Origin of the sequence: Shewanella sp. SM87 (genome assembly GCF_025653705.1) — a bacterium.
Classification (GTDB): domain Bacteria; phylum Pseudomonadota; class Gammaproteobacteria; order Enterobacterales; family Shewanellaceae; genus Shewanella; species Shewanella oncorhynchi.
Map to the genome: position 1 here is coordinate 288,730 of NZ_JAKKSC010000001.1, position 20,571 is coordinate 309,300.

Sequence of the window (20,571 nt, forward strand, 5' to 3'; positions counted from 1 at the left end):
AATGAAAGCAGATCCTAATGTATCCTTAGTGTACAGCACCGACAAAGGCCGTATAAATGCAGAGCCCGCCACTAAAGCGATTCCGGAATCCGATGGCATAGTCAGGATCCATAGAGACAGTAAGGGCCGCAAAGGCAAAGGCGTTTCGATTATCTCAGGCCTAGGTCTCGATGAAACCGCGTTAAAAGCAATGGCTCAAACCCTTAAAAAACAATGTGGTTGTGGTGGCACGGTTAAAGATTTCACTATTGAGGTCCAAACCGATAACCGCGAGCAATTAAAGCTATTGCTTGAGAAGCAGAACTACAAAGTTAAATTAGCTGGCGGTTAATCTCGCCCGACTTAGCAATATAGCAGCATGCTAGATCAACTTAGCCACATCGAACGGAGTAGTTTAATGGAGAGTTTGCAGAACCATTTCTTAATTGCCATGCCTTCACTGCACGATACGTTTTTTGAACGCTCAGTCATCTATATCTGTGAACATGATGCCAAAGGCGCCATGGGACTGGTGATCAATAAACCACTCGGTATCGAAGTTAATTCGCTATTAGAACAAATGGATTTGCCAGCTGAGCAAGTCTCCACCGATTTAGCATTCAATGCCAATGTCATGATGGGCGGACCCGTTTCCCAAGATCGTGGTTTTGTACTGCATACCTCTCAGCCCTATTGGGCCAATAGCACAGATCTGGGTTGTGGTTTAATGCTAACTACCTCACGCGATGTGTTAACCGCGATAGGAAGCAACAGATCGCCAGAGAAATTCCTCGTCGCCTTAGGATATGCTGGATGGAGCAAAGATCAGCTCGAACAAGAGCTTGCCGATAATTCTTGGCTAACGATTCCAGCAACCAATGCACTCTTGTTTGACATTAAACACGAAGACCGTTGGCCACAGGCCAGCCGAGCTCTTGGATTTGATGCTTGGCAGGTTTCAGCTCAAGCGGGTCACGCTTAAGCCTATTTCTTAATATAAGTCAGCACACTATGAATTCGAAAACCGTATTAGGCTTTGATTTTGGCACTAAAAGTATTGGTGTGGCTATAGGCCAAGAAATCACCGCTAGCGCCACGCCATTATTGTCAATCAAAGCCGTCGATGGGATCCCCAACTGGGATCAGATAGGCGATTTAATCAAAGAGTGGCAACCCGACCTAGTGGTTGTTGGTCTGCCCTTAAACATGGATGGCACTGAGCAAGATATGACCCACAGGGCGCGTAAATTTGCGAACCGTATCAATGCTAAGTTCAAAGTCAAAATAGCCACTCAAGATGAGCGATTAACCACTACCGATGCTAAGGCAAGATTATTCGAGTTAGGCGGATTCAAGGCGCTCACCAAAGGCCAAGTCGATGCTGTGTCTGCCGTACTGATTATTGAAAGCTACTTCGAAAATAACTTCAGCAAGTAATGCCACAATAAAAAACCATATATAAAGAAAAGGATAAGTTGCCTTATCCTTTTCAGTTTTATGTTTAACCCGATAAATTACCGGATCAAAAATGTGGCTTCACTAAGTTGGCCATCATAGTAATGTGCGCATCATCATCGTTTAGTGCAGCAATGTAACGGAACTTCTCACCACCCGCCTCGGCAAAGAGATGACCATTCTCACCAACAATTTCTTCCAGCGTTTCTAAACAATCGGCGCTAAAAGCTGGGCAAACGATAGCAATATCGCGCACACCTTGTTGCGGCAACGCTTTCAAAGTCGCATCGGTATAAGGTTGTAGCCATTTAGCTTTACCAAAACGCGATTGGAATGTCATCACAAACTCATCTTTACCTAACCCAAGCTTTTCGGTAACCAGTCGAGTCGTTTTCATGCAGAAGCAATAATACGGATCGCCTAAATGCAAATTGCGCTCAGGCATACCATGGTAAGACAACACCAATTTTTGCGGTTTACCATTTGCTTCAAAATCAGCCGTGATCGAATTGGCTAAAGCATTAATAAAATCAGCATTATCATGATAAGTATTAATAAAATGCAACGATGGAATATAGCGCCACTTGGACAACTCAGCCGCAATCGCATCAAAAGCAGAACCCGTAGTGGGCGCAGCATATTGGGGATACAGTGGTAACACCACGATTTTATCAATGCCATTTTGATGCATAGTTTGCAAGGTACTGGCGACCGATGGACTGCCATAACGCATTGCTAAATGGACAGAAACATCATGGTTATCGGCGTTAAGTTTATCCGCTAACTTCGCCGTTTGACGCAAACTAATGTCCATTAACGGTGAGCCGGCCGCTGTCCATACCTTCTGGTATAACGCCGCTGATTTTGCTGGGCGTACCCGCAAAATGATCCCGTGTAAAATCATCATCCACACTAATTTAGGAATTTCGACTACGCGGGGATCCGCTAAGAACTCAGCTAGATAACGCCTAACAGCCGATGCTGTGGGCGCATCTGGCGTACCTAAATTTAATAACAGCACGCCCACTTTGCCGCGCTGTCCGTGTCCAACTTCTTTGGATAAGCCTGAAAATTTAGCCAAAACAGCCTCTTAATTAATAAATACTTATAAAATTAAAGTACAGATTCTATTGCTTGCTTAAGCTCTTCGCTATCTGGCTTCACTTTAGAATTGAACTGTTGCACAACTGCGCCATCGCCGCTAACGACATACTTGTAAAAATTCCACTTAGGCGCACCGGTTTTTTCGGCTAAGTATTTAAATACGCTATTGGCGTCACTGCCACGCACAGCCGAAGTCGACAGCATAGTGAAAGTGACACCGTAATTGATGTAACACACCTTAGCCGTATCTTTCTCATCATTTTCTTCTTGGAAAAAATCATCCGATGGGAAACCAATGACCACTAAGCCTTTATCTTTGTAGTTTTCATGCAATGTTTCAAGCGCTTTAAACTGCGGGGTGTAACCACAGTTACTGGCCGTGTTAACAATCAACACTGGTTTTCCCTGAGTCAATTCACACAGATTAACCGTCTCTTCAGAATGTAATTTTCGTACTTCAAGGTTCAGATACTCGGGACAAGTGGCCGCCATAACGCCAACACTCGTCAAGCTCGCTGTCATAGCGAATATCATGGGTAATTTTTTCATTGCTTTCTCCTTTACCAGTACATTACGCAAACGCACTAGGTAAAGATCATATTGAATTAAAAAATAAAAGCTATGGATAATGGCAACATAGCGATGAAGTAGAACCGATTGAGCTGAACGAAAATCTAATACACAAACAAAAAGCAGCCCATAAAGAGCTGCCTAACCCAGAACCGGACTATCGCGCTAGTCCATGTCTAAGGTGACACCTTCCATAAAACCTGAGCCCGTGGATTCTTTATTCTGCAATTTAATCATCAAACGTAAATCGTTTGGTGAATCAGCATGGTGCAGCGCATCGGCGTAACTAATTTCGCCATCGACATAAAGTTTCAGCAAGGCCTGATCGAACGTCTGCATGCCCTGCTCGTTGGATTTTGCCATGGTTTCTTTGAGCAAATGCAGCTCGTTCTTCGCAATTAAACTCGCCACCCTTGGGGTGTTTATCAATACTTCAATCGCGGCGCGACGCCCTGTGCCATCGACTTTCGGTATCAATTGCTGCGCCACAATACCGCGTAAATTCAATGATAAATCGAACAATAACTGTTGATGCTTACTCTCAGGCACGAGATGCATAATCCGGTCTAACGCTTGGTTGGCGTTGTTGGCATGCAAGGTTGCCATACAAAGGTGACCCGTTTCTGCAAATGACAGCGCAAACTCCATCGTCTCTTGGGTACGAATTTCACCAATCAAGATCACATCGGGAGCTTGGCGAAGGGAGCTTTTTAGCGCCGCATCAAAAGACTCAGTATCTATACCCACTTCACGCTGAGTGATTATGCTTTTTCTGTGGTCGTGAACGAATTCAACCGGATCTTCAATAGTCAAAATATGCCCACGGGCATGACCATTGCGATAACCCACCAAGGCCGCCAAGGACGTTGACTTACCCGTTCCCGTTCCGCCTACCATAATGATGAGACCACGTTTACTCATCACCAGATCTTTTAGAATAGGCGGCAATTTTAAATCATCGACATCAGGGATTTTAGTCTCAATACGGCGCATCACGCAGCCAGGCGATTCACGCTGCCAAAAAGCGCTCACCCGAAAACGACCTAAATCCTTTGCCGCAAAAGCGAAGTTACACTCACGAGTGGAATGAAACTCTTGCTTCTGCGCCTCTGTCATTAACGACTCAACAAAATCCAGTGATTGTGCTGGTGTAAACGCACTTTCTGCCAAGGGACGCAATTCACCGTCAATCTTGGCACTCGGCGGAAAACCCGCTGTGATGAACAAGTCGGAGGCTTTGCGTTCCACTATCACTTTTAAAAACGGACGAACATCCATCATAAATCCTTAAAATGTCGCTTGTTTATTCGAACTCTTCGCCATTGCATCTTCACGGGTGATAAGACCGCGATTGACTAAGTTCTGTAAACATTGCTCTAAGGTCTGCATTCCATGGGCCATACCTGTTTGAATTGCCGAATACATCTGCGCCACTTTGTCTTCACGAATTAAATTGCGGATAGCGGGCGTGCCCATCATGATTTCATGGGCGGCGACACGGCCTCCTCCCACCTTTTTAATCAGAGTTTGCGAAATAACCGCTTGCAGCGATTCAGACAACATAGTGCGCACCATGTCTTTTTCACCGGCGGGGAATACGTCGACCACACGGTCAATCGTTTTCGCGGCAGAAGTAGTATGCAAGGTACCAAACACTAAGTGGCCTGTTTCAGCGGCGGTCATCGCCAAACGAATGGTCTCAAGGTCACGCATCTCACCGACTAAAATCACGTCTGGGTCTTCACGCAGTGCGCTTCTAAGCGCCGCATTAAAGCTGTGGGTATGGCGATGAACTTCACGTTGGTTAATCAAACATTGCTTATTTTGATGAACGAATTCGATAGGATCTTCAATGGTTAAGATATGATCATGTCGATTTTCATTCACGTAATCCACCATAGCGGCAAGTGTGGTACTCTTACCCGACCCCGTAGGTCCAGTCACTAGCACCAATCCGCGAGGGAAACTGGCAATTTTTTTAAAAATTTCCGGCGCACCCAATTGCTCAAGTGACAAAATGTCACTTGGAATGGTACGAAACACAGCCGCTGCACCACGGGATTGATTGAATGCGTTAACACGAAAGCGTGCAAGATTAGGGACTTCGAACGAGAAATCGATTTCTAAATGTTCTTCGTAGTCCTTGCGCTGCTTATCATTCATTATGTCGTACACTAAGCTGTGTACACCTTGATGATCGAGCGCGGGCAGGTTAATTTTTCTCACTTCACCGTCAACACGGATCATGGGAGATATCCCTGCAGAAAGGTGTAGATCCGAGGCTTTGTGTTTTACACTAAATGCCAATAACTCAGTGATTTCCATCGTTTGGGATATCCTTGCAACTAGATAATTACATCATGACAACAATAGCAGACAGACTCGCAATCGCCCAGCGCAGGATCACACAAGCAGCGCAAAAATGTGCCCGCCACCCCAGCAGTATTCGCTTACTTGCCGTCAGCAAGACTAAACCTATTGAAGACATTATAGCAGCCTACCAAGCGGGTCAGCGTTGCTTTGGCGAAAACTATGTCCAAGAAGGCGCTGAAAAAATTACTGCGCTCAAGGGGGATTTCCCGGACATAGAATGGCATTTTATCGGCCCACTCCAATCCAATAAAACCAGCATAGTCGCCCAGCATTTCGATTGGATGCATACCCTCTCCCGCGACAAAATTGCCCTACGTCTCAATGAGCAACGTCCGGCCGAATTGGCGCCATTAAACGTCTGTATTCAAATTAATATCAGTGCTGAAGACACAAAATCTGGCATAGATGCGGCTCAAATGCTTCCACTGGCCGAACTGATAGCTCAGCTACCTAACTTAGCACTGAGGGGCCTAATGGCAATTCCAACGGCTACCGCAGATATAGAGTTACAGCTTAAAGAGTTTTCCATGTTAAACAATCTATTTCAAGAACTTAAATCGTATTATCCCGCTGTAGATACGCTTTCAATGGGGATGAGCAATGACTTAGATACAGCGATTAGCTGTGGTTCAACTATGGTGCGTATTGGCAGTGCCATTTTTGGTGAGCGCAATTACGCTGTGTAAAATCACGTTAGGCATTTAGTTAGAGGTCAGTTTAACCTTGTTTTTAGCACTTTATGCCCAAATACTGTATTAAAGAACACCGAACATTAACGATTTAAGAGCAATTAGCGAGAGTCGATAATCAGGCTCAGTCATTCAAATGACTAACCGTTTTATCATCTTAATTTAAGGTGAAGATGTTACAAGTCAACGGTTAACACACTGAAGAGAATCAAATGGATCAACAGAAAATCTGCTTTATCGGTGCCGGCAATATGACGCGCAGCATCATCAGTGGCTTAGTCAATAGCGGCTATCCAGCTCAACTCATCCAAGCGACTAATCCCAGCCAAGGTAAACTCGATGCACTAAAAGCCGATTTTGGGATTTTGGTTTCTCAAGATAATTTAGCCGCGGCGCAAGCTGCCGATGTCATAGTACTTTCGGTAAAACCACAATTGATGCAACAAGTTTGTGAAGCATTACAGACAGTCGAGCTGTCGAATAAGTTAGTCATCACTATCGCTGCGGGCATTAAAGCAAAGCGATATACCGACTATCTGGCACAAGACATCAAGCTTATCCGCGCCATGCCAAATACGCCGATGCAAATTAGTGTTGGTATGACTGGCCTCTATGCGCCTCAAAGCATTACTACCGAGCAGAAAGCCATTTGCGATCGTTTGATGTCAAGCGGCGGCGAAATTGTGTGGGTAAATGAAGAGTCAGATTTAGATCAAGTGATTGCACTATCGGGCAGTTCACCGGCTTATTTCTTTTTGCTAATGGAGTCTATGATAGATGCAGGCAAAGAAATGGGAATGGATGAAACAAAAGCCAGAAGTTTAGTGCAGCAAGCTGCGCTTGGCGCTGCTATGATGGCAAAGCAAAACCCACAACTGACCTTAGGTAATTTAAGAGAGAATGTTACTTCAAAGGGCGGCACCACCGCACAGGCGCTGGCGACATTTGAAGCTGCGGATATGCGCGGCTTAGTAAAAAAAGCCATGGAGAACTGTATTAATCGTGCAGAGGAAATGGCTAAAACATTTTGATCAACTAACACGTTTTTATATCGAACTTTAATAGGTAGAAATCTCGATGAATGCATTTACCTTTTTAATCACCACTCTATTCGATCTCTATTTGATGGTGGTGATTTTGCGGATTTGGTTACAACTGGCAAGGGCTGATTTTTACAATCCTTTTAGCCAATTTATTGTTAAAGCAACTCACCCGCTCATCGCACCAATGCGCCGTATTTTGCCTTCCTTAGGGCGATTTGATACCGCATCTTTCGTCCTCGCATTATTGGTTGTGATAGCCAAGCTGCTACTAATTAGCCTCATTGCGGGCGGTGGTATAGACATACTGTTATTTTTGCTGTTTGCCGTTGTATCTGTGGTCAAAAAAGCAGGGGTACTGCTGTTTTGGATGCTATTAATACGCGCAATCTTAAGCTGGTTTAACCAAGGCTATAATCCCATTGTAATGATTATGGGTCAGTTAACTGAACCCGTATTAGCACCAATACGTCGTATCATACCGCCAATTGGTGGTTTAGATTTATCCGTAATGCTGGTCATTATTGGTATGAATTTCCTCAATATGTTACTTGCTCAATATATCCCTTATTGGGCAGTGATCTAATGAGTGCAGTGACTTTGCAGCAGGGTGACTTGCTGCTCAATCTCTACATTCAGCCTAAGGCCAGCCGCGATCAAATTGTAGGATTGCACGGTGATGAGCTAAAAGTAGCCATCACTGCGCCCCCCATAGATGGCAAAGCGAATGCCCATTTAAGCAAGTACTTAGCAAAAGCTTTTAAAGTGCCAAAGAGCGACATTCACATAATAAAAGGTGAACTTGGCCGACATAAACAAATCCGCATTATTGACCCTAAGATCATCCCAAGTGTCATTACTGAACTGATGGGGCAAGATAGTGAAAGGTAATTCAGTTGAAAGATCACTCAGTTAAAAAATCGTACAACTGAAAACGAATTAATCCTTTGAATACTATTAATTTATTGGAAAAAATAGTCACGGCGGCCCTATAATCCAACATTCTCTAATATGAGGTATCCCATCATGTTCCGTAATCTTCTCGCTGTATTAGCCCTCACGGCCAGCCTTTGCGGTGTTGCAAATGCCGAGCAAAAAGAAACTGTCGGCAATTTTGATATTCATTACATGGCACTTGGCAGTACATTTTTAACGCCTAGCATAGCCAAATCCTATGGCATTAAGCGCAGTAGCTACACTGGCATCATCAATATTGCCGTATTAGATATTAGCGAAGCAAATAAGCCCGCAGTCCCCGTTGAAATTACTGGAGTTGCTAATAATTTGTTAGATGCGCGAATCAATCTAACGTTTAAAGAGATCCGCGAAGGTGATGCGATTTATTACATTGCCGAAGTGCCCTACCGCGATGATCAGGAAATCAACTTCAATATCGCAATTAAATATGGCAATCAACTGAACACGAACTTACAGTTCAAGCAAAAATTCTACGTTGAATAAACCTATTTTATACCTTTGTTGGCGTTGCTTTCCTGTAGCGCCAACCCCTTTCCCTGTCCTTTACTATTGAGCTTGGGTATCATAGTGCCAACGCACGTCGCCCCATTTATGATAGGTATTCCATGCAACAAATCGTCCTCGCCAGCGGTAATAAAGGCAAACTTGCCGAATTTGATCAAATGCTCGCAAGCTACGGTGTCACTGTACTGCCGCAGAGCCAGTTTAATGTCAGCGAAGTAGCAGAAACGGGTACCACTTTTGTAGAGAATGCCATTATCAAAGCAAGGCATGCCGCCGAAATCACCGGACTTGCGGCCATTGCCGATGATTCGGGTTTAGAAGTGGATTTACTCCAAGGCGCTCCAGGTATTTATTCAGCGCGTTACGCGGGCGAAAATGCCAAAGATCAAGACAACGTATTGAAACTACTTGAGACGTTAAAAGACCAGCCAGCACCTCGCGGGGCAAGATTCCAATGCGTACTGGTATATATGCGCCATGCGAAAGACCCTACCCCGATTATTTGCCAAGCCTCATGGGAAGGCCAAATCGACTTTAGCCAACGCGGCGCTAATGGCCATGGTTACGATCCGATTTTTATCCCTGAAAATTATCAATGTAGCGCGGCAGAGCTGAGCAGCAACGAGAAAAATGCCTTAAGTCATCGTGGTAAAGCTCTAGTGCAACTCATCGCCGCCATGCAAGCCCAAGGCGTATTAACAGGCGGGAATGCACAATAATGTCGTCAACTGCCGTGACTACTGCGATAAAGCTCGAACTGCCACCACTCAGTCTGTATATCCATATTCCCTGGTGCGTACAAAAGTGTCCCTATTGTGACTTTAATTCCCATGGCCAAAATGGCGAACTGCCACAAGAGGCTTATGTTGATGCGCTATTGGAAGACTTACGCCAAGATTTACATCTCGCCCAAGGGCGGCAGATCCATACCATCTTTATCGGTGGCGGCACGCCATCCTTATTCGATGCTAAACAAATCAAACGCATACTCGATGGTGCCAATGCGCTAATTCCCTTTAGTGACAATATCGAAATCACTATGGAAGCCAATCCTGGTACTTTAGAGCACGATGACTTTAGTGCCTATCGTGCAGCGGGCGTCACTCGTTTATCTATCGGGGTGCAAAGCTTTTCTAAGGATAAACTCAACTTACTCGGACGTATTCACGATCAAAACGAGGCACAAGTCGCCGCTCAAAAAGCCAGCCAAGCGGGATACTTGAGTTTTAACCTCGATTTAATGCATGGATTGCCCAATCAAAGCTTTGCTGAAGCTATGGCCGATATCGACACGGCTGCGGCGCTTAACCCGCCACACCTATCTTGGTACCAGTTAACGATTGAGCCCAACACCCTATTCCACTCAAAACCGCCACAGCTGCCCGATGACGAAGCACTCTGGCATATCTATGAGCAAGGTCAACAAAAGTTGGCCGCATTAGGGTATGAGCAATACGAAATATCTGCCTACGCAAAACCTGGTTACCAATGTAGGCACAATCTCAACTACTGGCAGTTTGGTGATTATCTAGGCATAGGCTGTGGCGCCCACGGCAAAGTGACGTTGCCAGAAGAAAACCGCATCATACGCACGGTAAAAATTAAACATCCCAAGGGATATCTGAGTGCACACAACTACACCTTCGAATCGATTGAAGTTGCAGAGGAAGACCGCGCGCTCGAATATTTAATGAATCGCCTGCGTCTGATGACACCTATTCCTAAGCAAGAATTTGAACTGCGCACAGGACAACACAGAGACACATTGACCGAAGGAATGGAAAAAGCCAAACAACGCGGTTTACTCACAGAATCCGCTGAACATTGGCAATTAACCAGTAAAGGTCATATGTTTGTTAATGATTTACTGACACAATTCTGCTAAGCCTGCCGTTAAAATAGCTCTATAAATAATGTGTTAGCTTTCAATAGTGCAGTTTAATACTATTACTGCTAACACATTTTCTAACACTAATATCCATACATTCTTGTTCCGCTTCTTTAGTATTGATGCAAATCAATCTAGGAAGCCTGATCATGCCAATAAAAACTAAAATCAGCTTAGTCGCACTGACCCTTTCAGCTCTGCTGACCATTCCCGCGTATGCAGCATCAACTGCGCCAGCCTTACACAGTGCAAGCGAACCTGTGAATGCAGTAGCGCAAACCGAATCAGAAAAAGCCAATGCCCTGTTCGAAACCATCTTCATGGAAAACATTATGGCGAGTCCCATTTCGCAGACCTATATGGGGATCAAGCAAGACTATGATAAATGGGATGAACTAGGTGATGCCGCCGATGATAAAACCCTAGATCGCACAAAAAAACAACTGGAGCGGGTCAATCAGATTGATGCGACCAAACTCGATCCACAAACTCATCTTAGCCTCACGTTACTGAAGCAAAATCTGCAAAATGACATCGAAGATGACCAATGGCGCTATCATAATTACCCTGTGAATCAGATGTATGGTGGCCACTCTATGATCGCCTCCTTCTTAATTAACCAACATCAAATCACAGATGTCAGCGATGCCAAGGCCTATATCAGTCGCTTGAATGGCGTTCCCAAACGCTTAAGTCAATTACAGACAGTATTAGCCATTCGCGCAGATAAAGGCATTATCGCGCCTAAGTTCGTATTCGCTTATGTGATTTCAGACAGCCAAAACATCATCAAAGGTGCGCCTTTTGATAAGGGCGACGACAGCGCGCTACTCGCAGATTTTCGCCGTAAAGTGAACCCATTAGCGATTCAAGAGACAGAGAAGCAAGCACTGCTTAAACAGGCTGAGCAAGCACTCATTACTCAAGTTGAACCCGCCTATAACAAGCTCATCAGTTACATAAAAACCTTAGCAGCCAAAGCTGATGACCGCGATGGTGCGTGGAAACTCCCTAACGGCCCCGCCTATTACAATAATGCCTTGGCACGAACGACCACGACAAACATGAGCGCCGATCAAATCCATGACTTAGGACTTTCTGAGGTGGAACGTATTCACAATGACATGCGTGCCATCATGAAGAAGGTCAATTTTAAAGGCGATTTGCAGCAATTCTTTAGCTTTATGCGTGATGATCCCCAGTTCTACTACCCCAATACCGCCGAAGGCAAAGCCGCCTATTTAGCTGAGGCGACTAAGTTCATCGACAATATGAAGTCGCGCTTGGATGAAGTGTTCAAAGTAAAACCTAAGGCCGCCATGGTAGTGAAGCAGGTTGAAGCCTTTAGAGAAAAATCTGCTGGTAAAGCCTTCTATGAACAACCAGCACCGGATGGTTCTCGTCCAGGTAGCTACTATGCAAACCTATATGACATGAAAGCCATGCCAAAATACCAAATGGAGGCGCTGGCCTACCACGAAGGTATTCCAGGTCACCATATGCAGATCGCCATTTCCCAAGAACTGCAAAATATTCCTAAGTTCCGTAAGTTTGGTGGCTATACCGCGTATATTGAAGGCTGGGGTTTATATAGCGAATCTTTCCCAAAAGAAATGGGACTCTACGCCGATCCTTACTCTGACTTTGGTCGCCTAGCAATGGAGTTGTGGCGTGCCTGTCGCTTAGTCGTTGATACTGGCATCCACACAAAAAAATGGACCCGCGAGCAAGGCATAACCTATTACGTGGACAATACGCCAAATGCTAAATCAGATGCGGTGAAAATGGTTGAACGCCATATCGTTATGCCATCGCAAGCGACAGCTTATAAAGTAGGTATGATTAAACTACTAGAGATAAGACATAAAGCAGAGCAACAGCTTGGCAGTCAATTTGATATCCGCGACTTCCATACGCTAGTACTTGCTAACGGCGCATTACCACTGGATGTGTTAGAGCAACAAGTCGATCTCTGGATAGCCAGTAAGAAGCAGGCCTAATGCCTTAATGCTTAGCCGTGAAGCACTGTTAACTTGCTTCACGACTAAAGCGACATAAGTGAAAGTCTTAAGCTGCGCCCAATAAAAAAGCCACTCGAAAGTGGCTTTTTTATTGGTACCATTATCCCGTTAGATAACAGAACCCTTCTCACTGTGGGTCACTATATTTGTTGCATTAATATATGCTTTAGCACTCGCCTTCACATCATTTAACACACAGTTGCGACTTTAGGGTACAGGGAGACAAAACTTGTGCTCAAGGCTACAAACCATCAATAAAAAATTACCTCAGCGATAAGGCTGAGGTAAACCAAAAACTAGGATGATGGTTTAAAGAGCCAACATTGTTTTAGTTCTCAAACTTCTGTTGGCTGTGATCCAAAACTGCATTAACGCCGACCTGTATACAAAAATTGAAAGGGGTCATTTCCAATAAACGTATAGGACTCAGATCATTCCGAATCAACTGTTACCATTGTATTCAATTAAGAACAGAGTTCAAGGATGTTATAAAAAAGTGCTTTAGTAACCCCTAAAAAACCATCAACAAATGTACTCATTAACTCAACCTAAAGCATTGATTTTAAATGACCAGAAAAGTACCTGCCCAATTTAAAACCACATAAGACTGCTTTTGAGAACAATGTTTCCTATTTTACTGACGTTTACTGAATAATTCGACATAGGGAGCATCCCAATACGGTGGCGTTCCTATGTGATCTTTGATGAATTCGATAAAAGAACTAACCTTAGGTGCTAAGTGCTTACGACGGGGATAAACCGCCTGCAATGGCAGATGGTGGGTCAATTGCCAATCCTTCAGTAAAGGCACTAATGTCCCTTTAGCAATTTCATCTTCCATCAGATAACTCGCAAGATACACAACTCCAAGACCACTGATTGCAGCAGATTTTAATGCAGGCGCATTATCCACCCTGAAATTACCCGATACGCCAATTTCACAGTAGTCATCACCCTTCTTAAATTGCCACATGCTGTGCTCGTGCCACTCACCTTGATAGACCAAACAGTTGTGGTCAACTAGCTGCTCAGGTCGAGTTGGCTCGCCATGTTGAGCAATATAGCCAGGCGAAGCAACTAACAGGAATTGGCACTTCATCAGAGGTCTAGCAACCATGCCAAGCGGTAATTGCTCAGACATAGTTAACAGTAAGTCTAAGCCTTCGCTCACGACATCCACTTTATGGTCCAGTAAGCTCACTTGTAGCTCAAGCTCAGGGTGTTTTGCCATAAAAGATGGCAACGCAGGAATGATATGCATCACCCCAAAGGATTGGGAAATACCCACCTTGAGCACGCCGCGGGTCGCATCATTTAAGTTATGCACGCTGGCTATCGCTTGTTCAGCGTCACGCAGCAGTTCTTCACCTTGCAGATACAGCAAATGCCCTGCTTCAGTCAGACTTAAGCTGCGGGTGGTACGTTGAATTAATTGAACACCAAGTCTATGTTCAAGATCGGCGACTTGTGTACTGACCTTAGACTTAGAGATCCCAAGCCTTCTTGCGGCGGCACTAAAACTACCTGCTCTGGCCACATGAGTAAAAATCGCAATAGGTTCTAACAGTTCTAACATGGAAGTCGCCTTAAGCTGTTTACGACAATGATATTAACTTTCGGTGAACAACTATGGTTAGCGTAATCATCGCTTAAAAAATAACCATAGCATTGATATCTCGCATCAAAATGATATAACGCAGAGATTTAGACCGAAAAAGTCCACTAAAGTAGGGGGTTATATCTGACTGATATGCCAGCTTTTAATTATATTTTAAGAGTATACCAAATATTCGTCTCTAGACTGTAACATTCCGAACTAAATCGCTGCAAGCCTAGCCTATTAAGCCACATCAACTTAGCCATAAGGGTTGTCGCCACGATTAAACCGTAGCCAATAAAAAAGCCCCTAGTCGATAAATTGACTAGGGGCGTAGCATTCAAGTTTGACTCATGCACAAGGAGATAGAAGTTATTGCAGTTAAAACTAAGGGCGATTCGCAAGAACTATTTACAAGAACTATTCACGCAGTTCCTTGGTTGAGTTTTGTGTCAACACATAAGGTGCTAGTTCTGGCACTTCTTGGCGCAATTGATTTTCAAGCACTAACAAATTTTCAAATCGGTCGCACAAACGGTCAGCCTTAGCTTCTAATCCCTTAGATTGGCTCTCAACTTGTTGCTCAATATCTTGGCCTAAATTGTCCATTTTTTTGGAGAAGGTATCCATCTTGGCTTCAAAATTCTCACCGCCACCAGACATGATTTGGCCACCTAAGTTCATCATAATTGCGCCAATTGAATTCTGGACAATTTGTTCCATTTCCTGCTCGAATTCATCGTTAAATGTACTTTGCATCGAGTCTTCAGTCGCCCCTAAATAGAAGCTATCACCATTCTTATAAGCCACTGAATCAACCCGTTTTTGAACGCCAGCCATCATTTCATCAAATTTTGCACCAGCGGCATCACCCATTAAAGGTGTTAAGGCCATACCAACCGCTTTGGAAGCAAGAGATACTGCCTCATTCACCAGTTCAATCACTTCTGGCACTTGAGTCGAAACTTCATCGGCATATTGAGTAACCAATTTTTTCTGCTTGTCGGTTAAGTTAACTTGCTTACCTTCCACAAATAACTTGTCAACTTCGATACGATACTTTTCTGTGCCCTTCTCGCTCATGACTAATTTTTTAGGCTCAACCATAACGTCATAATTTAAGGCGACTTCACAGCGTTCATCTATTTTTGGCTCTGTTTGTGCTTGCGCCAGCTGTACGCTAGATGTTCCTAAAATCACGCCAGATAATGCAAATCCAGTTAATAACTTATTTAATTTCATTTTTGTTCGTCCTTTAATCTGAATAATTCGATAAACCTAAACTACTGAATAGCTTATAGCAGGAGATGTGCCAACTTTATAACAATATGATTATGTTGGATTTTTTAAAGTTAGCACTAAAAGGTCATTAGCGAAATTCGCTAACATTTAGTCTGATAGTGCTAATAAAAAACGAGAGATAAGACTAGAAAATAGAACGACCGAGACGCTGACTGAGATGCTCAAGCATCGCAGTGCCCGCAAGTGAGTTGCCATTATTATCGAGTTCTGGCGACCATACACAAATCGACAGTTCTCCAGGGATCACGGCAATAATACCACCACCGACGCCACTTTTACCTGGCATACCAACACGATAAGCAAACTCACCCGCACCATCGTATAAGCCAGAGGTTGCCAACAGAGCGTTAAGTTGTCGAGTTTGCACTTGAGAGATAAGCTCAGACCCTGTGATACTTTTACCGCGATTAGCCAAATACAACATGGCCTTAGACAAGTCAGCACAATTCATCTTCAAGGCGCAATAATGAAAATAGGTGCGCAGCACAGTATCAACATCGCCTTGAAAATTACCAAACGACTTCATCAAATAAGCGATAGCCGCATTGCGCGCACTATGCTGATATTCTGAATCTGCTACTTGTTTATCGAAACACACTTTATCGTTTTGGCTTAGTTGCCTGACTAACTCAAGCATTCTGTGTTTAGGAGCACCTAAACGACTCTGCAATAAGTCAGCAATCACTAACGCGCCAGCATTGATAAAGGGATTACGCGGCTTGCCACGTTCTAACTCGACTTGTACTAAAGAGTTGAATGAATGGCCCGAAGGTTCTTTGCCAACACGGCTCCAGATTTCGGCTTCTTCATACAAAGTTAACGCTAAGGTTAAGCTGAAAACTTTGGAGATACTTTGAATCGAAAACGGCTCAAGGTAATCGCCCGCACCTAAAGTTTCACCGTCAACAGTCGTGACGGCAATGCCTAATTTTCCAGCATCAACGCTGGCCAGTGCGGGGATATAATTTGCAACCTTTCCTTGGCCGAGCAAGGGTCGAACTTTCTCGACCACTTCCTCAAGTAATGCCAACTCGGGCATTAACCCCACCAAATGTCGTACAGTTCGCTAACTTCAACCTGAGACACTTTTTGGGTCGCCCAGAATGCCTTAACTGCAGCAATATCTTCTTCGGTACATTTCCCAATCGTTTGAGTGGCGATAATGCCTTCCCATTCGATGTGGCCGCCGCCATGGAAACCTAATTTACGGGTTTCGATCACTTCATCGATGAATTTATCTACAGTTGCATCGATATCGGCTTCAGATACTGATGCATCAAAAGTCCAAGCCATATCGAAACCTAACTCTTGGAATTCATCAACGCGCATTTTCTTACGTAAACGACGGCTACGATTAGTTGCCATAGTGATTTTCCCTTTTGTGTTTAAAATTAGCTAAAATTGAGTTCGTGATTAAGCGATACGCTCAAACATCAGATCCCATACACCGTGACCCAGTCTATGGCCGCGGGCTTCAAACTTTGTCAATGGACGATGATCAGGACGCGGCACAACACTGCCGTCGGCCGACTGGTTTTGATAACCCGGAGCGGCTTGCATCACCTCTAACATATGCTCGCTGTACTCTTCCCAGTCAGTGGCCATATGGAACACACCGCCAATTTTTAGCTTGCGACGAATAAGTTCGGCAAATTCAGCTTGTACGATGCGGCGTTTATGGTGACGTTTTTTATGCCAAGGATCTGGGAAGAACAATTGCACTCGGGCTAATGAACCGTCAGCAATCGCATGTTCTAATACTTCCATGGCATCGTGATGATACACACGTAAATTAGTCACACCAGCAATGGCGGCATCACTGAGGCAAGAGCCTACACCCGGTTTATGTACTTCAATACCAATGAAATTTTGCTCTGGTGCATCTTTAGCCATTTGTACTAAAGAGGCGCCCATGCCAAAGCCAATTTCCAGCACAGTATCGGCTTCACGACCAAAAACGTCGCTCAGTACCAATGGCACTGGGCTGTAATCTAAACCCATTGTTGGCCACTGGCTTTCAATAGCGTGTGCTTGGCCTTTGGTTAGGCGACCTTCTCTCAGGACAAAGCTTCTGATCTTGCGCAGATACTTGCCTTCTTCATTAAATTCAGCGGTAGTGACTTCGCTCATTTTTGCCTCGTCTAGTGGACAACACCATCATAAAAGAAGGGCATTATCCAAAGTTCAACATACAGTGCAAGCACTAATGGGGCGAAAGTATACCAAGATTATTTAAGAGTGCGAATTTAGCAGCGATTTTTAGCTTTAGATCCCTTGCCAACTTATCTTTGACGCTTGTCTAAGAAGATAACTGCCGCTACACTGCGCCGATGAAATCTACAGCCTCCTTCGCTACACGTATCGTCTCTTGGTACGACAATCACGGTCGTAAAACCCTCCCTTGGCAGCAAGATAAAACCCCATATCGCGTATGGGTTTCTGAAATTATGCTGCAACAAACTCAGGTTGCGACTGTTATTCCCTATTATCTTAAATTTATGGCGCGTTTTCCCGATGTGTTAGCACTTGCTAACGCGCCAGACGATGAGGTATTACATCATTGGACCGGTCTTGGCTATTACGCTAGGGCGCGTAATCTGCATAAAGCAGCCAAAATAATCCGCGATGATTATCAGGGATTATTTCCAACACATTTTGAACAAGTGCTCGCCCTACCCGGCATCGGCCGCTCGACGGCAGGCGCAGTATTGTCATTGTCACTTGGGCAACATCACCCCATTCTCGATGGCAACGTAAAACGTGTATTAGCAAGACATGGGGCAATAGCAGGTTGGCCAGGGCAAAAGACGGTTGAAGAGCAACTTTGGCAACTGACGAATGCCTTCACACCGCAGCAAGATATTCAGAAATATAATCAAGCCATGATGGATATCGGCGCCAGTATTTGTACTCGTAGCAAACCTAACTGCGCCGCTTGCCCTGTAGCGATTGATTGCAAAGCTCAACTGATTGGCAGACAAACCGATTTCCCTGGCAAAAAGCCTAAAAAAACCATACCAACCAAAGCGGCGTGGATGTTAGTGATGATGCAAGACAACCAAGTCTTTCTAGCTAAACGTCCGCCAGCGGGAATTTGGGGCGGGCTCTGGTGTTTCCCTGAATTCGCTACCCAAGCTGCCCTTGAAACTCATCTTGAAGAGCAAGGGTTTGATGCGCAGCAACTCGAATGGTTAACTGGCTTTAGGCACACATTTAGCCACTTTCATTTAGATATTCAGCCCATGATGCTTAACTTAGATAAAACTCACGGCGATAAAACCCTCGGCAATAAACAGAGCGTGGGTGCTGTCATGGAACAAAACCAGTCTCTCTGGTATAACATAAGTCATCCTTCCAAAGTGGGACTCGCCGCCGCCACCGAGCGCGTGCTAGCCAATTTGGGATCACTCGTTCAATCCGCAGTCAGTAAGGAATAATCATGGCGCGTACAGTCAATTGCGTATATTTAAATAAAGAAGCCGACGGCCTAGACTTTCAACTGTATCCAGGTGATTTAGGTAAGCGCATTTTTGATAACATCAGCAAAGAAGCTTGGGGCCTATGGCAAAAAAAGCAAACCATGCTGATCAACGAGAAAAAACTCAACATGATGAATGTTGATGATCGTAAATTTCTTGAAGAACAAATGACCTCTTTCCTATTTGAAGGTAAAGATGTTGAAATTGAAGGTTTTGTACCAGAAAAAGACCAAGATTAATTCTGGTCGTTAGTCGGCTCTCAGTATAAAGCTTACAAAAAAAGCGCCTTTCGGCGCTTTTTTGTATCTAAATGGCAGAATAAAGAGTTACTTACGCACGCCTTCAACCACTAGATCTAACTCAACATGGCTAGATGCTGGACCTAAATCCATCTTGATACCGAAATCTTTCATCGCAAAGGTAGTTGTGCCCGTAAAACCGGCACGGTAGCCACCCCAAGGATCCTGACCTTCACCCACAGCATGGGCCTTAATCGCTAATGGTTTAGTCACACCATTTAAAGTTAAGTTGCCGTTAATCACTAAATCGCCATTTCCTTTATCTTCCACCGAAGTAGATGCAAAGGTCGCTTTAGCGAATTTGCCAGTATTAAGGAAATCTTCACCGCGAATATGTTTGTCACGCTCAGCATGGTTTGAATCGACACTTAATGTATTCACTGTGACATTCACTTTCATCGCAGTTGGTTTAGCCGCATCGTAGCTAAAATCGCCGCTAAAATCATTAAAACGCCCCACCACATAGCTATAACCTAAGTGATTCACTTTAAATGTAATAGAAGCGTGAGCGCCTTCATGATCAATCACATAGTCAGCAGCTGAAGCCGCCACAGGAGCCAATAGAGATACACCAATCAGTGCGCTTAACAGTTGCTTTTTCATTGTATTATCCTCGTTTAAATTTAATCATTCTAAGTAGGGTAGTGTCTTTATCGATAAAGTGATGTTTTAATGCGCCCGCGGCGTGAATAACGACCAGCGCGATCAAGCTGTAAGCCGCATATTGGTGAATATCACCCGCGATATCAGCTTGGTTTTCAAACAAAAGTCCCAATCCTGGTAGTTCAAACCAATCAAACACCCAGATACCACGGCCATCTGCGGTTGAGATTAAAATGCCAGCAGTCATGATGACAAAGAGCAAGATATAAATAATAAAATGCGCCAAATGTGCGGCCGTCTTTCCCCACGGTTTATGACTCGCCTCAGGTACTGGCTTGGGATTAACTAAGCGCCATACCAAACGAAATATTGTCGCAGCCAATAACAGAATCCCAATACTTTTATGTAGATGCGGCGCAGTCTTGTACCAAGTACTGTAGTAGGTTAACTCCACCATCCACACACCGACTGCAAATAACCCAATCACGACGAACGCACTCAACCAATGGGTCACAATGGCGGTAATTCCATAAGCAAACTGACTATTTCGAAACATACTGCGACTCCGTACTCGCGTTTTCTTCATGCTATCCATGAAATAATATTCATTATCATAAATCTAAATTTAAAAACTAAAATCAGTAAAAATCGCTTATATCTTTCTAAATTTTAGAAAGTAAGCCAAAAATC

24 protein-coding genes are annotated in these 20,571 nt (G+C 44.2%); 13 read left to right on the top strand and 11 right to left on the bottom strand.

Features of this window, described 5'->3' with window-relative positions; all coding sequences use genetic code 11:
- Position 1 precedes the first annotated feature (1 nt).
- The 3 genes from yciH to ruvX all read left to right on the top strand — a co-directional run bounded on the left by yciH (position 2) and on the right by ruvX (position 1,416).
- Positions 2-331: a stress response translation initiation inhibitor YciH gene (yciH, locus tag L5M11_RS01350; RefSeq protein WP_131523659.1), complete on the top strand. Its 330-nt coding sequence runs from the start codon at positions 2-4 to the stop codon at positions 329-331.
- A gap of 66 nt (positions 332-397) precedes the next feature.
- Entirely contained in the window at positions 398-961 is a 564-nt protein-coding gene (locus tag L5M11_RS01355; RefSeq protein ID WP_006082512.1) for a YqgE/AlgH family protein, read from the top strand.
- A 29-nt stretch (positions 962-990) separates the two neighbouring features.
- A complete protein-coding gene (gene ruvX, locus L5M11_RS01360; RefSeq protein WP_006082513.1) occupies positions 991-1,416 on the top strand; it encodes a Holliday junction resolvase RuvX in 426 nt (141 codons plus the stop codon).
- An 85-nt stretch (positions 1,417-1,501) separates the two neighbouring features.
- Here the strand turns inward: ruvX and hemH are convergent, their stop codons facing one another.
- The 4 genes from hemH to L5M11_RS01380 all read right to left on the bottom strand — a co-directional run bounded on the left by hemH (position 1,502) and on the right by L5M11_RS01380 (position 5,433).
- On the bottom strand, positions 1,502-2,515 hold the full coding sequence (gene hemH / locus L5M11_RS01365; RefSeq protein ID WP_012587170.1) for a ferrochelatase: 1,014 nt from the start codon (positions 2,513-2,515) through the stop codon (positions 1,502-1,504).
- Between the two features lie 32 nt (positions 2,516-2,547).
- Positions 2,548-3,087: a glutathione peroxidase gene (locus L5M11_RS01370; protein ID WP_113939420.1), complete on the bottom strand. Its 540-nt coding sequence runs from the start codon at positions 3,085-3,087 to the stop codon at positions 2,548-2,550.
- A gap of 186 nt (positions 3,088-3,273) precedes the next feature.
- Positions 3,274-4,386: a PilT/PilU family type 4a pilus ATPase gene (locus L5M11_RS01375; RefSeq protein WP_028761282.1), complete on the bottom strand. Its 1,113-nt coding sequence runs from the start codon at positions 4,384-4,386 to the stop codon at positions 3,274-3,276.
- Positions 4,387-4,395: 9 nt separating this feature from the next.
- Positions 4,396-5,433, bottom strand: coding sequence for a type IV pilus twitching motility protein PilT (locus L5M11_RS01380; protein ID WP_006082517.1), 1,038 nt, complete (start codon positions 5,431-5,433; stop codon positions 4,396-4,398).
- Positions 5,434-5,468: 35 nt separating this feature from the next.
- Here L5M11_RS01380 and L5M11_RS01385 point away from each other — a divergent pair, with 35 nt between their 5' ends.
- The 8 genes from L5M11_RS01385 to L5M11_RS01420 all read left to right on the top strand — a co-directional run bounded on the left by L5M11_RS01385 (position 5,469) and on the right by L5M11_RS01420 (position 12,580).
- Entirely contained in the window at positions 5,469-6,167 is a 699-nt protein-coding gene (locus L5M11_RS01385) for a YggS family pyridoxal phosphate-dependent enzyme (protein WP_263162141.1), read from the top strand.
- Positions 6,168-6,382: 215 nt separating this feature from the next.
- The gene (gene proC / locus L5M11_RS01390; protein ID WP_219253474.1) at positions 6,383-7,201 is read left to right on the top strand and encodes a pyrroline-5-carboxylate reductase; all 819 of its coding nucleotides are present in this window, start codon (positions 6,383-6,385) and stop codon (positions 7,199-7,201) included.
- A 46-nt stretch (positions 7,202-7,247) separates the two neighbouring features.
- Positions 7,248-7,796 carry a YggT family protein gene (locus L5M11_RS01395; RefSeq protein ID WP_105251874.1) on the top strand — a complete coding sequence of 183 codons (549 nt, stop codon included), beginning with the start codon at positions 7,248-7,250 and terminating at the stop codon, positions 7,794-7,796.
- Entirely contained in the window at positions 7,796-8,101 is a 306-nt protein-coding gene (gene yggU, locus L5M11_RS01400) for a DUF167 family protein YggU (protein ID WP_219233939.1), read from the top strand. Before L5M11_RS01395 ends, yggU begins: the two co-directional genes overlap by 1 nt.
- A 135-nt stretch (positions 8,102-8,236) precedes the next feature.
- On the top strand, positions 8,237-8,671 hold the full coding sequence (locus L5M11_RS01405; RefSeq protein ID WP_113939419.1) for a DUF4426 domain-containing protein: 435 nt from the start codon (positions 8,237-8,239) through the stop codon (positions 8,669-8,671).
- Positions 8,672-8,793: 122 nt separating this feature from the next.
- Entirely contained in the window at positions 8,794-9,411 is a 618-nt protein-coding gene (gene rdgB / locus L5M11_RS01410; RefSeq protein WP_131523655.1) for an RdgB/HAM1 family non-canonical purine NTP pyrophosphatase, read from the top strand.
- Positions 9,411-10,577: a radical SAM family heme chaperone HemW gene (hemW, locus tag L5M11_RS01415; RefSeq protein WP_263191133.1), complete on the top strand. Its 1,167-nt coding sequence runs from the start codon at positions 9,411-9,413 to the stop codon at positions 10,575-10,577. Before rdgB ends, hemW begins: the two co-directional genes overlap by 1 nt.
- Positions 10,578-10,729: 152 nt before the next feature.
- Positions 10,730-12,580 carry a DUF885 domain-containing protein gene (locus tag L5M11_RS01420; protein WP_263191134.1) on the top strand — a complete coding sequence of 617 codons (1,851 nt, stop codon included), beginning with the start codon at positions 10,730-10,732 and terminating at the stop codon, positions 12,578-12,580.
- 655 nt (positions 12,581-13,235) lie between these two features.
- Here L5M11_RS01420 and L5M11_RS01425 read toward each other — a convergent pair.
- From L5M11_RS01425 to trmB, 5 genes are all read right to left on the bottom strand, one after another.
- Positions 13,236-14,177, bottom strand: a complete 942-nt coding sequence (locus tag L5M11_RS01425; RefSeq protein WP_006082526.1) for a LysR family transcriptional regulator — start codon at positions 14,175-14,177, stop codon at positions 13,236-13,238.
- Between the two features lie 441 nt (positions 14,178-14,618).
- On the bottom strand, positions 14,619-15,440 hold the full coding sequence (locus L5M11_RS01430) for a YggN family protein (RefSeq protein ID WP_219233935.1): 822 nt from the start codon (positions 15,438-15,440) through the stop codon (positions 14,619-14,621).
- A 184-nt stretch (positions 15,441-15,624) separates the two neighbouring features.
- The gene (gene glsB / locus L5M11_RS01435; RefSeq protein WP_028761292.1) at positions 15,625-16,539 is read right to left on the bottom strand and encodes a glutaminase B; all 915 of its coding nucleotides are present in this window, start codon (positions 16,537-16,539) and stop codon (positions 15,625-15,627) included.
- A complete protein-coding gene (locus L5M11_RS01440; RefSeq protein ID WP_028761293.1) occupies positions 16,539-16,865 on the bottom strand; it encodes a YggL family protein in 327 nt (108 codons plus the stop codon). The genes glsB and L5M11_RS01440 overlap by 1 nt, the downstream gene beginning before the upstream one ends.
- Positions 16,866-16,913: 48 nt before the next feature.
- Entirely contained in the window at positions 16,914-17,630 is a 717-nt protein-coding gene (trmB, locus tag L5M11_RS01445) for a tRNA (guanosine(46)-N7)-methyltransferase TrmB (RefSeq protein WP_105251866.1), read from the bottom strand.
- 200 nt (positions 17,631-17,830) lie between these two features.
- Between trmB and mutY the strand changes: the two genes are divergently transcribed.
- Both mutY and L5M11_RS01455 read left to right on the top strand, forming a co-directional pair.
- Positions 17,831-18,937 carry an A/G-specific adenine glycosylase gene (gene mutY / locus L5M11_RS01450; RefSeq protein WP_263191135.1) on the top strand — a complete coding sequence of 369 codons (1,107 nt, stop codon included), beginning with the start codon at positions 17,831-17,833 and terminating at the stop codon, positions 18,935-18,937.
- A 2-nt stretch (positions 18,938-18,939) separates the two neighbouring features.
- Positions 18,940-19,218: an oxidative damage protection protein gene (locus tag L5M11_RS01455; RefSeq protein ID WP_011788659.1), complete on the top strand. Its 279-nt coding sequence runs from the start codon at positions 18,940-18,942 to the stop codon at positions 19,216-19,218.
- An 87-nt stretch (positions 19,219-19,305) separates the two neighbouring features.
- Here L5M11_RS01455 and L5M11_RS01460 read toward each other — a convergent pair whose 3' ends face one another.
- Together L5M11_RS01460 and L5M11_RS01465 are read right to left on the bottom strand one after the other, a co-directional pair.
- Positions 19,306-19,881 carry a YceI family protein gene (locus tag L5M11_RS01460; protein ID WP_028761297.1) on the bottom strand — a complete coding sequence of 192 codons (576 nt, stop codon included), beginning with the start codon at positions 19,879-19,881 and terminating at the stop codon, positions 19,306-19,308.
- 4 nt (positions 19,882-19,885) lie between these two features.
- Positions 19,886-20,437, bottom strand: a complete 552-nt coding sequence (locus L5M11_RS01465) for a cytochrome b (RefSeq protein WP_263191137.1) — start codon at positions 20,435-20,437, stop codon at positions 19,886-19,888.
- Positions 20,438-20,571 lie beyond the last annotated feature (134 nt).

What these genes read in the sequence shown, in the direction of transcription:
- yciH (WP_131523659.1), top strand. Translation starts at nt 2, where the DNA reads ATGAAAGCAGATCCTAATGTATCCTTAGTGTACAGCACCGACAAAGGC.
- L5M11_RS01355 (WP_006082512.1), top strand. Translation starts at nt 398, where the DNA reads ATGGAGAGTTTGCAGAACCATTTCTTAATTGCCATGCCTTCACTGCAC.
- ruvX (WP_006082513.1), top strand. Translation starts at nt 991, where the DNA reads ATGAATTCGAAAACCGTATTAGGCTTTGATTTTGGCACTAAAAGTATT.
- L5M11_RS01370 (WP_113939420.1), bottom strand. Translation starts at nt 3,087, where the DNA reads ATGAAAAAATTACCCATGATATTCGCTATGACAGCGAGCTTGACGAGT.
- L5M11_RS01375 (WP_028761282.1), bottom strand. Translation starts at nt 4,386, where the DNA reads ATGGATGTTCGTCCGTTTTTAAAAGTGATAGTGGAACGCAAAGCCTCC.
- L5M11_RS01380 (WP_006082517.1), bottom strand. Translation starts at nt 5,433, where the DNA reads ATGGAAATCACTGAGTTATTGGCATTTAGTGTAAAACACAAAGCCTCG.
- L5M11_RS01385 (WP_263162141.1), top strand. Translation starts at nt 5,469, where the DNA reads ATGACAACAATAGCAGACAGACTCGCAATCGCCCAGCGCAGGATCACA.
- proC (WP_219253474.1), top strand. Translation starts at nt 6,383, where the DNA reads ATGGATCAACAGAAAATCTGCTTTATCGGTGCCGGCAATATGACGCGC.
- L5M11_RS01395 (WP_105251874.1), top strand. Translation starts at nt 7,248, where the DNA reads ATGAATGCATTTACCTTTTTAATCACCACTCTATTCGATCTCTATTTG.
- yggU (WP_219233939.1), top strand. Translation starts at nt 7,796, where the DNA reads ATGAGTGCAGTGACTTTGCAGCAGGGTGACTTGCTGCTCAATCTCTAC.
- L5M11_RS01405 (WP_113939419.1), top strand. Translation starts at nt 8,237, where the DNA reads ATGTTCCGTAATCTTCTCGCTGTATTAGCCCTCACGGCCAGCCTTTGC.
- rdgB (WP_131523655.1), top strand. Translation starts at nt 8,794, where the DNA reads ATGCAACAAATCGTCCTCGCCAGCGGTAATAAAGGCAAACTTGCCGAA.
- hemW (WP_263191133.1), top strand. Translation starts at nt 9,411, where the DNA reads ATGTCGTCAACTGCCGTGACTACTGCGATAAAGCTCGAACTGCCACCA.
- L5M11_RS01420 (WP_263191134.1), top strand. Translation starts at nt 10,730, where the DNA reads ATGCCAATAAAAACTAAAATCAGCTTAGTCGCACTGACCCTTTCAGCT.
- L5M11_RS01425 (WP_006082526.1), bottom strand. Translation starts at nt 14,177, where the DNA reads ATGTTAGAACTGTTAGAACCTATTGCGATTTTTACTCATGTGGCCAGA.
- L5M11_RS01430 (WP_219233935.1), bottom strand. Translation starts at nt 15,440, where the DNA reads ATGAAATTAAATAAGTTATTAACTGGATTTGCATTATCTGGCGTGATT.
- glsB (WP_028761292.1), bottom strand. Translation starts at nt 16,539, where the DNA reads ATGCCCGAGTTGGCATTACTTGAGGAAGTGGTCGAGAAAGTTCGACCC.
- L5M11_RS01440 (WP_028761293.1), bottom strand. Translation starts at nt 16,865, where the DNA reads ATGGCAACTAATCGTAGCCGTCGTTTACGTAAGAAAATGCGCGTTGAT.
- trmB (WP_105251866.1), bottom strand. Translation starts at nt 17,630, where the DNA reads ATGAGCGAAGTCACTACCGCTGAATTTAATGAAGAAGGCAAGTATCTG.
- mutY (WP_263191135.1), top strand. Translation starts at nt 17,831, where the DNA reads ATGAAATCTACAGCCTCCTTCGCTACACGTATCGTCTCTTGGTACGAC.
- L5M11_RS01455 (WP_011788659.1), top strand. Translation starts at nt 18,940, where the DNA reads ATGGCGCGTACAGTCAATTGCGTATATTTAAATAAAGAAGCCGACGGC.
- L5M11_RS01460 (WP_028761297.1), bottom strand. Translation starts at nt 19,881, where the DNA reads ATGAAAAAGCAACTGTTAAGCGCACTGATTGGTGTATCTCTATTGGCT.
- L5M11_RS01465 (WP_263191137.1), bottom strand. Translation starts at nt 20,437, where the DNA reads ATGTTTCGAAATAGTCAGTTTGCTTATGGAATTACCGCCATTGTGACC.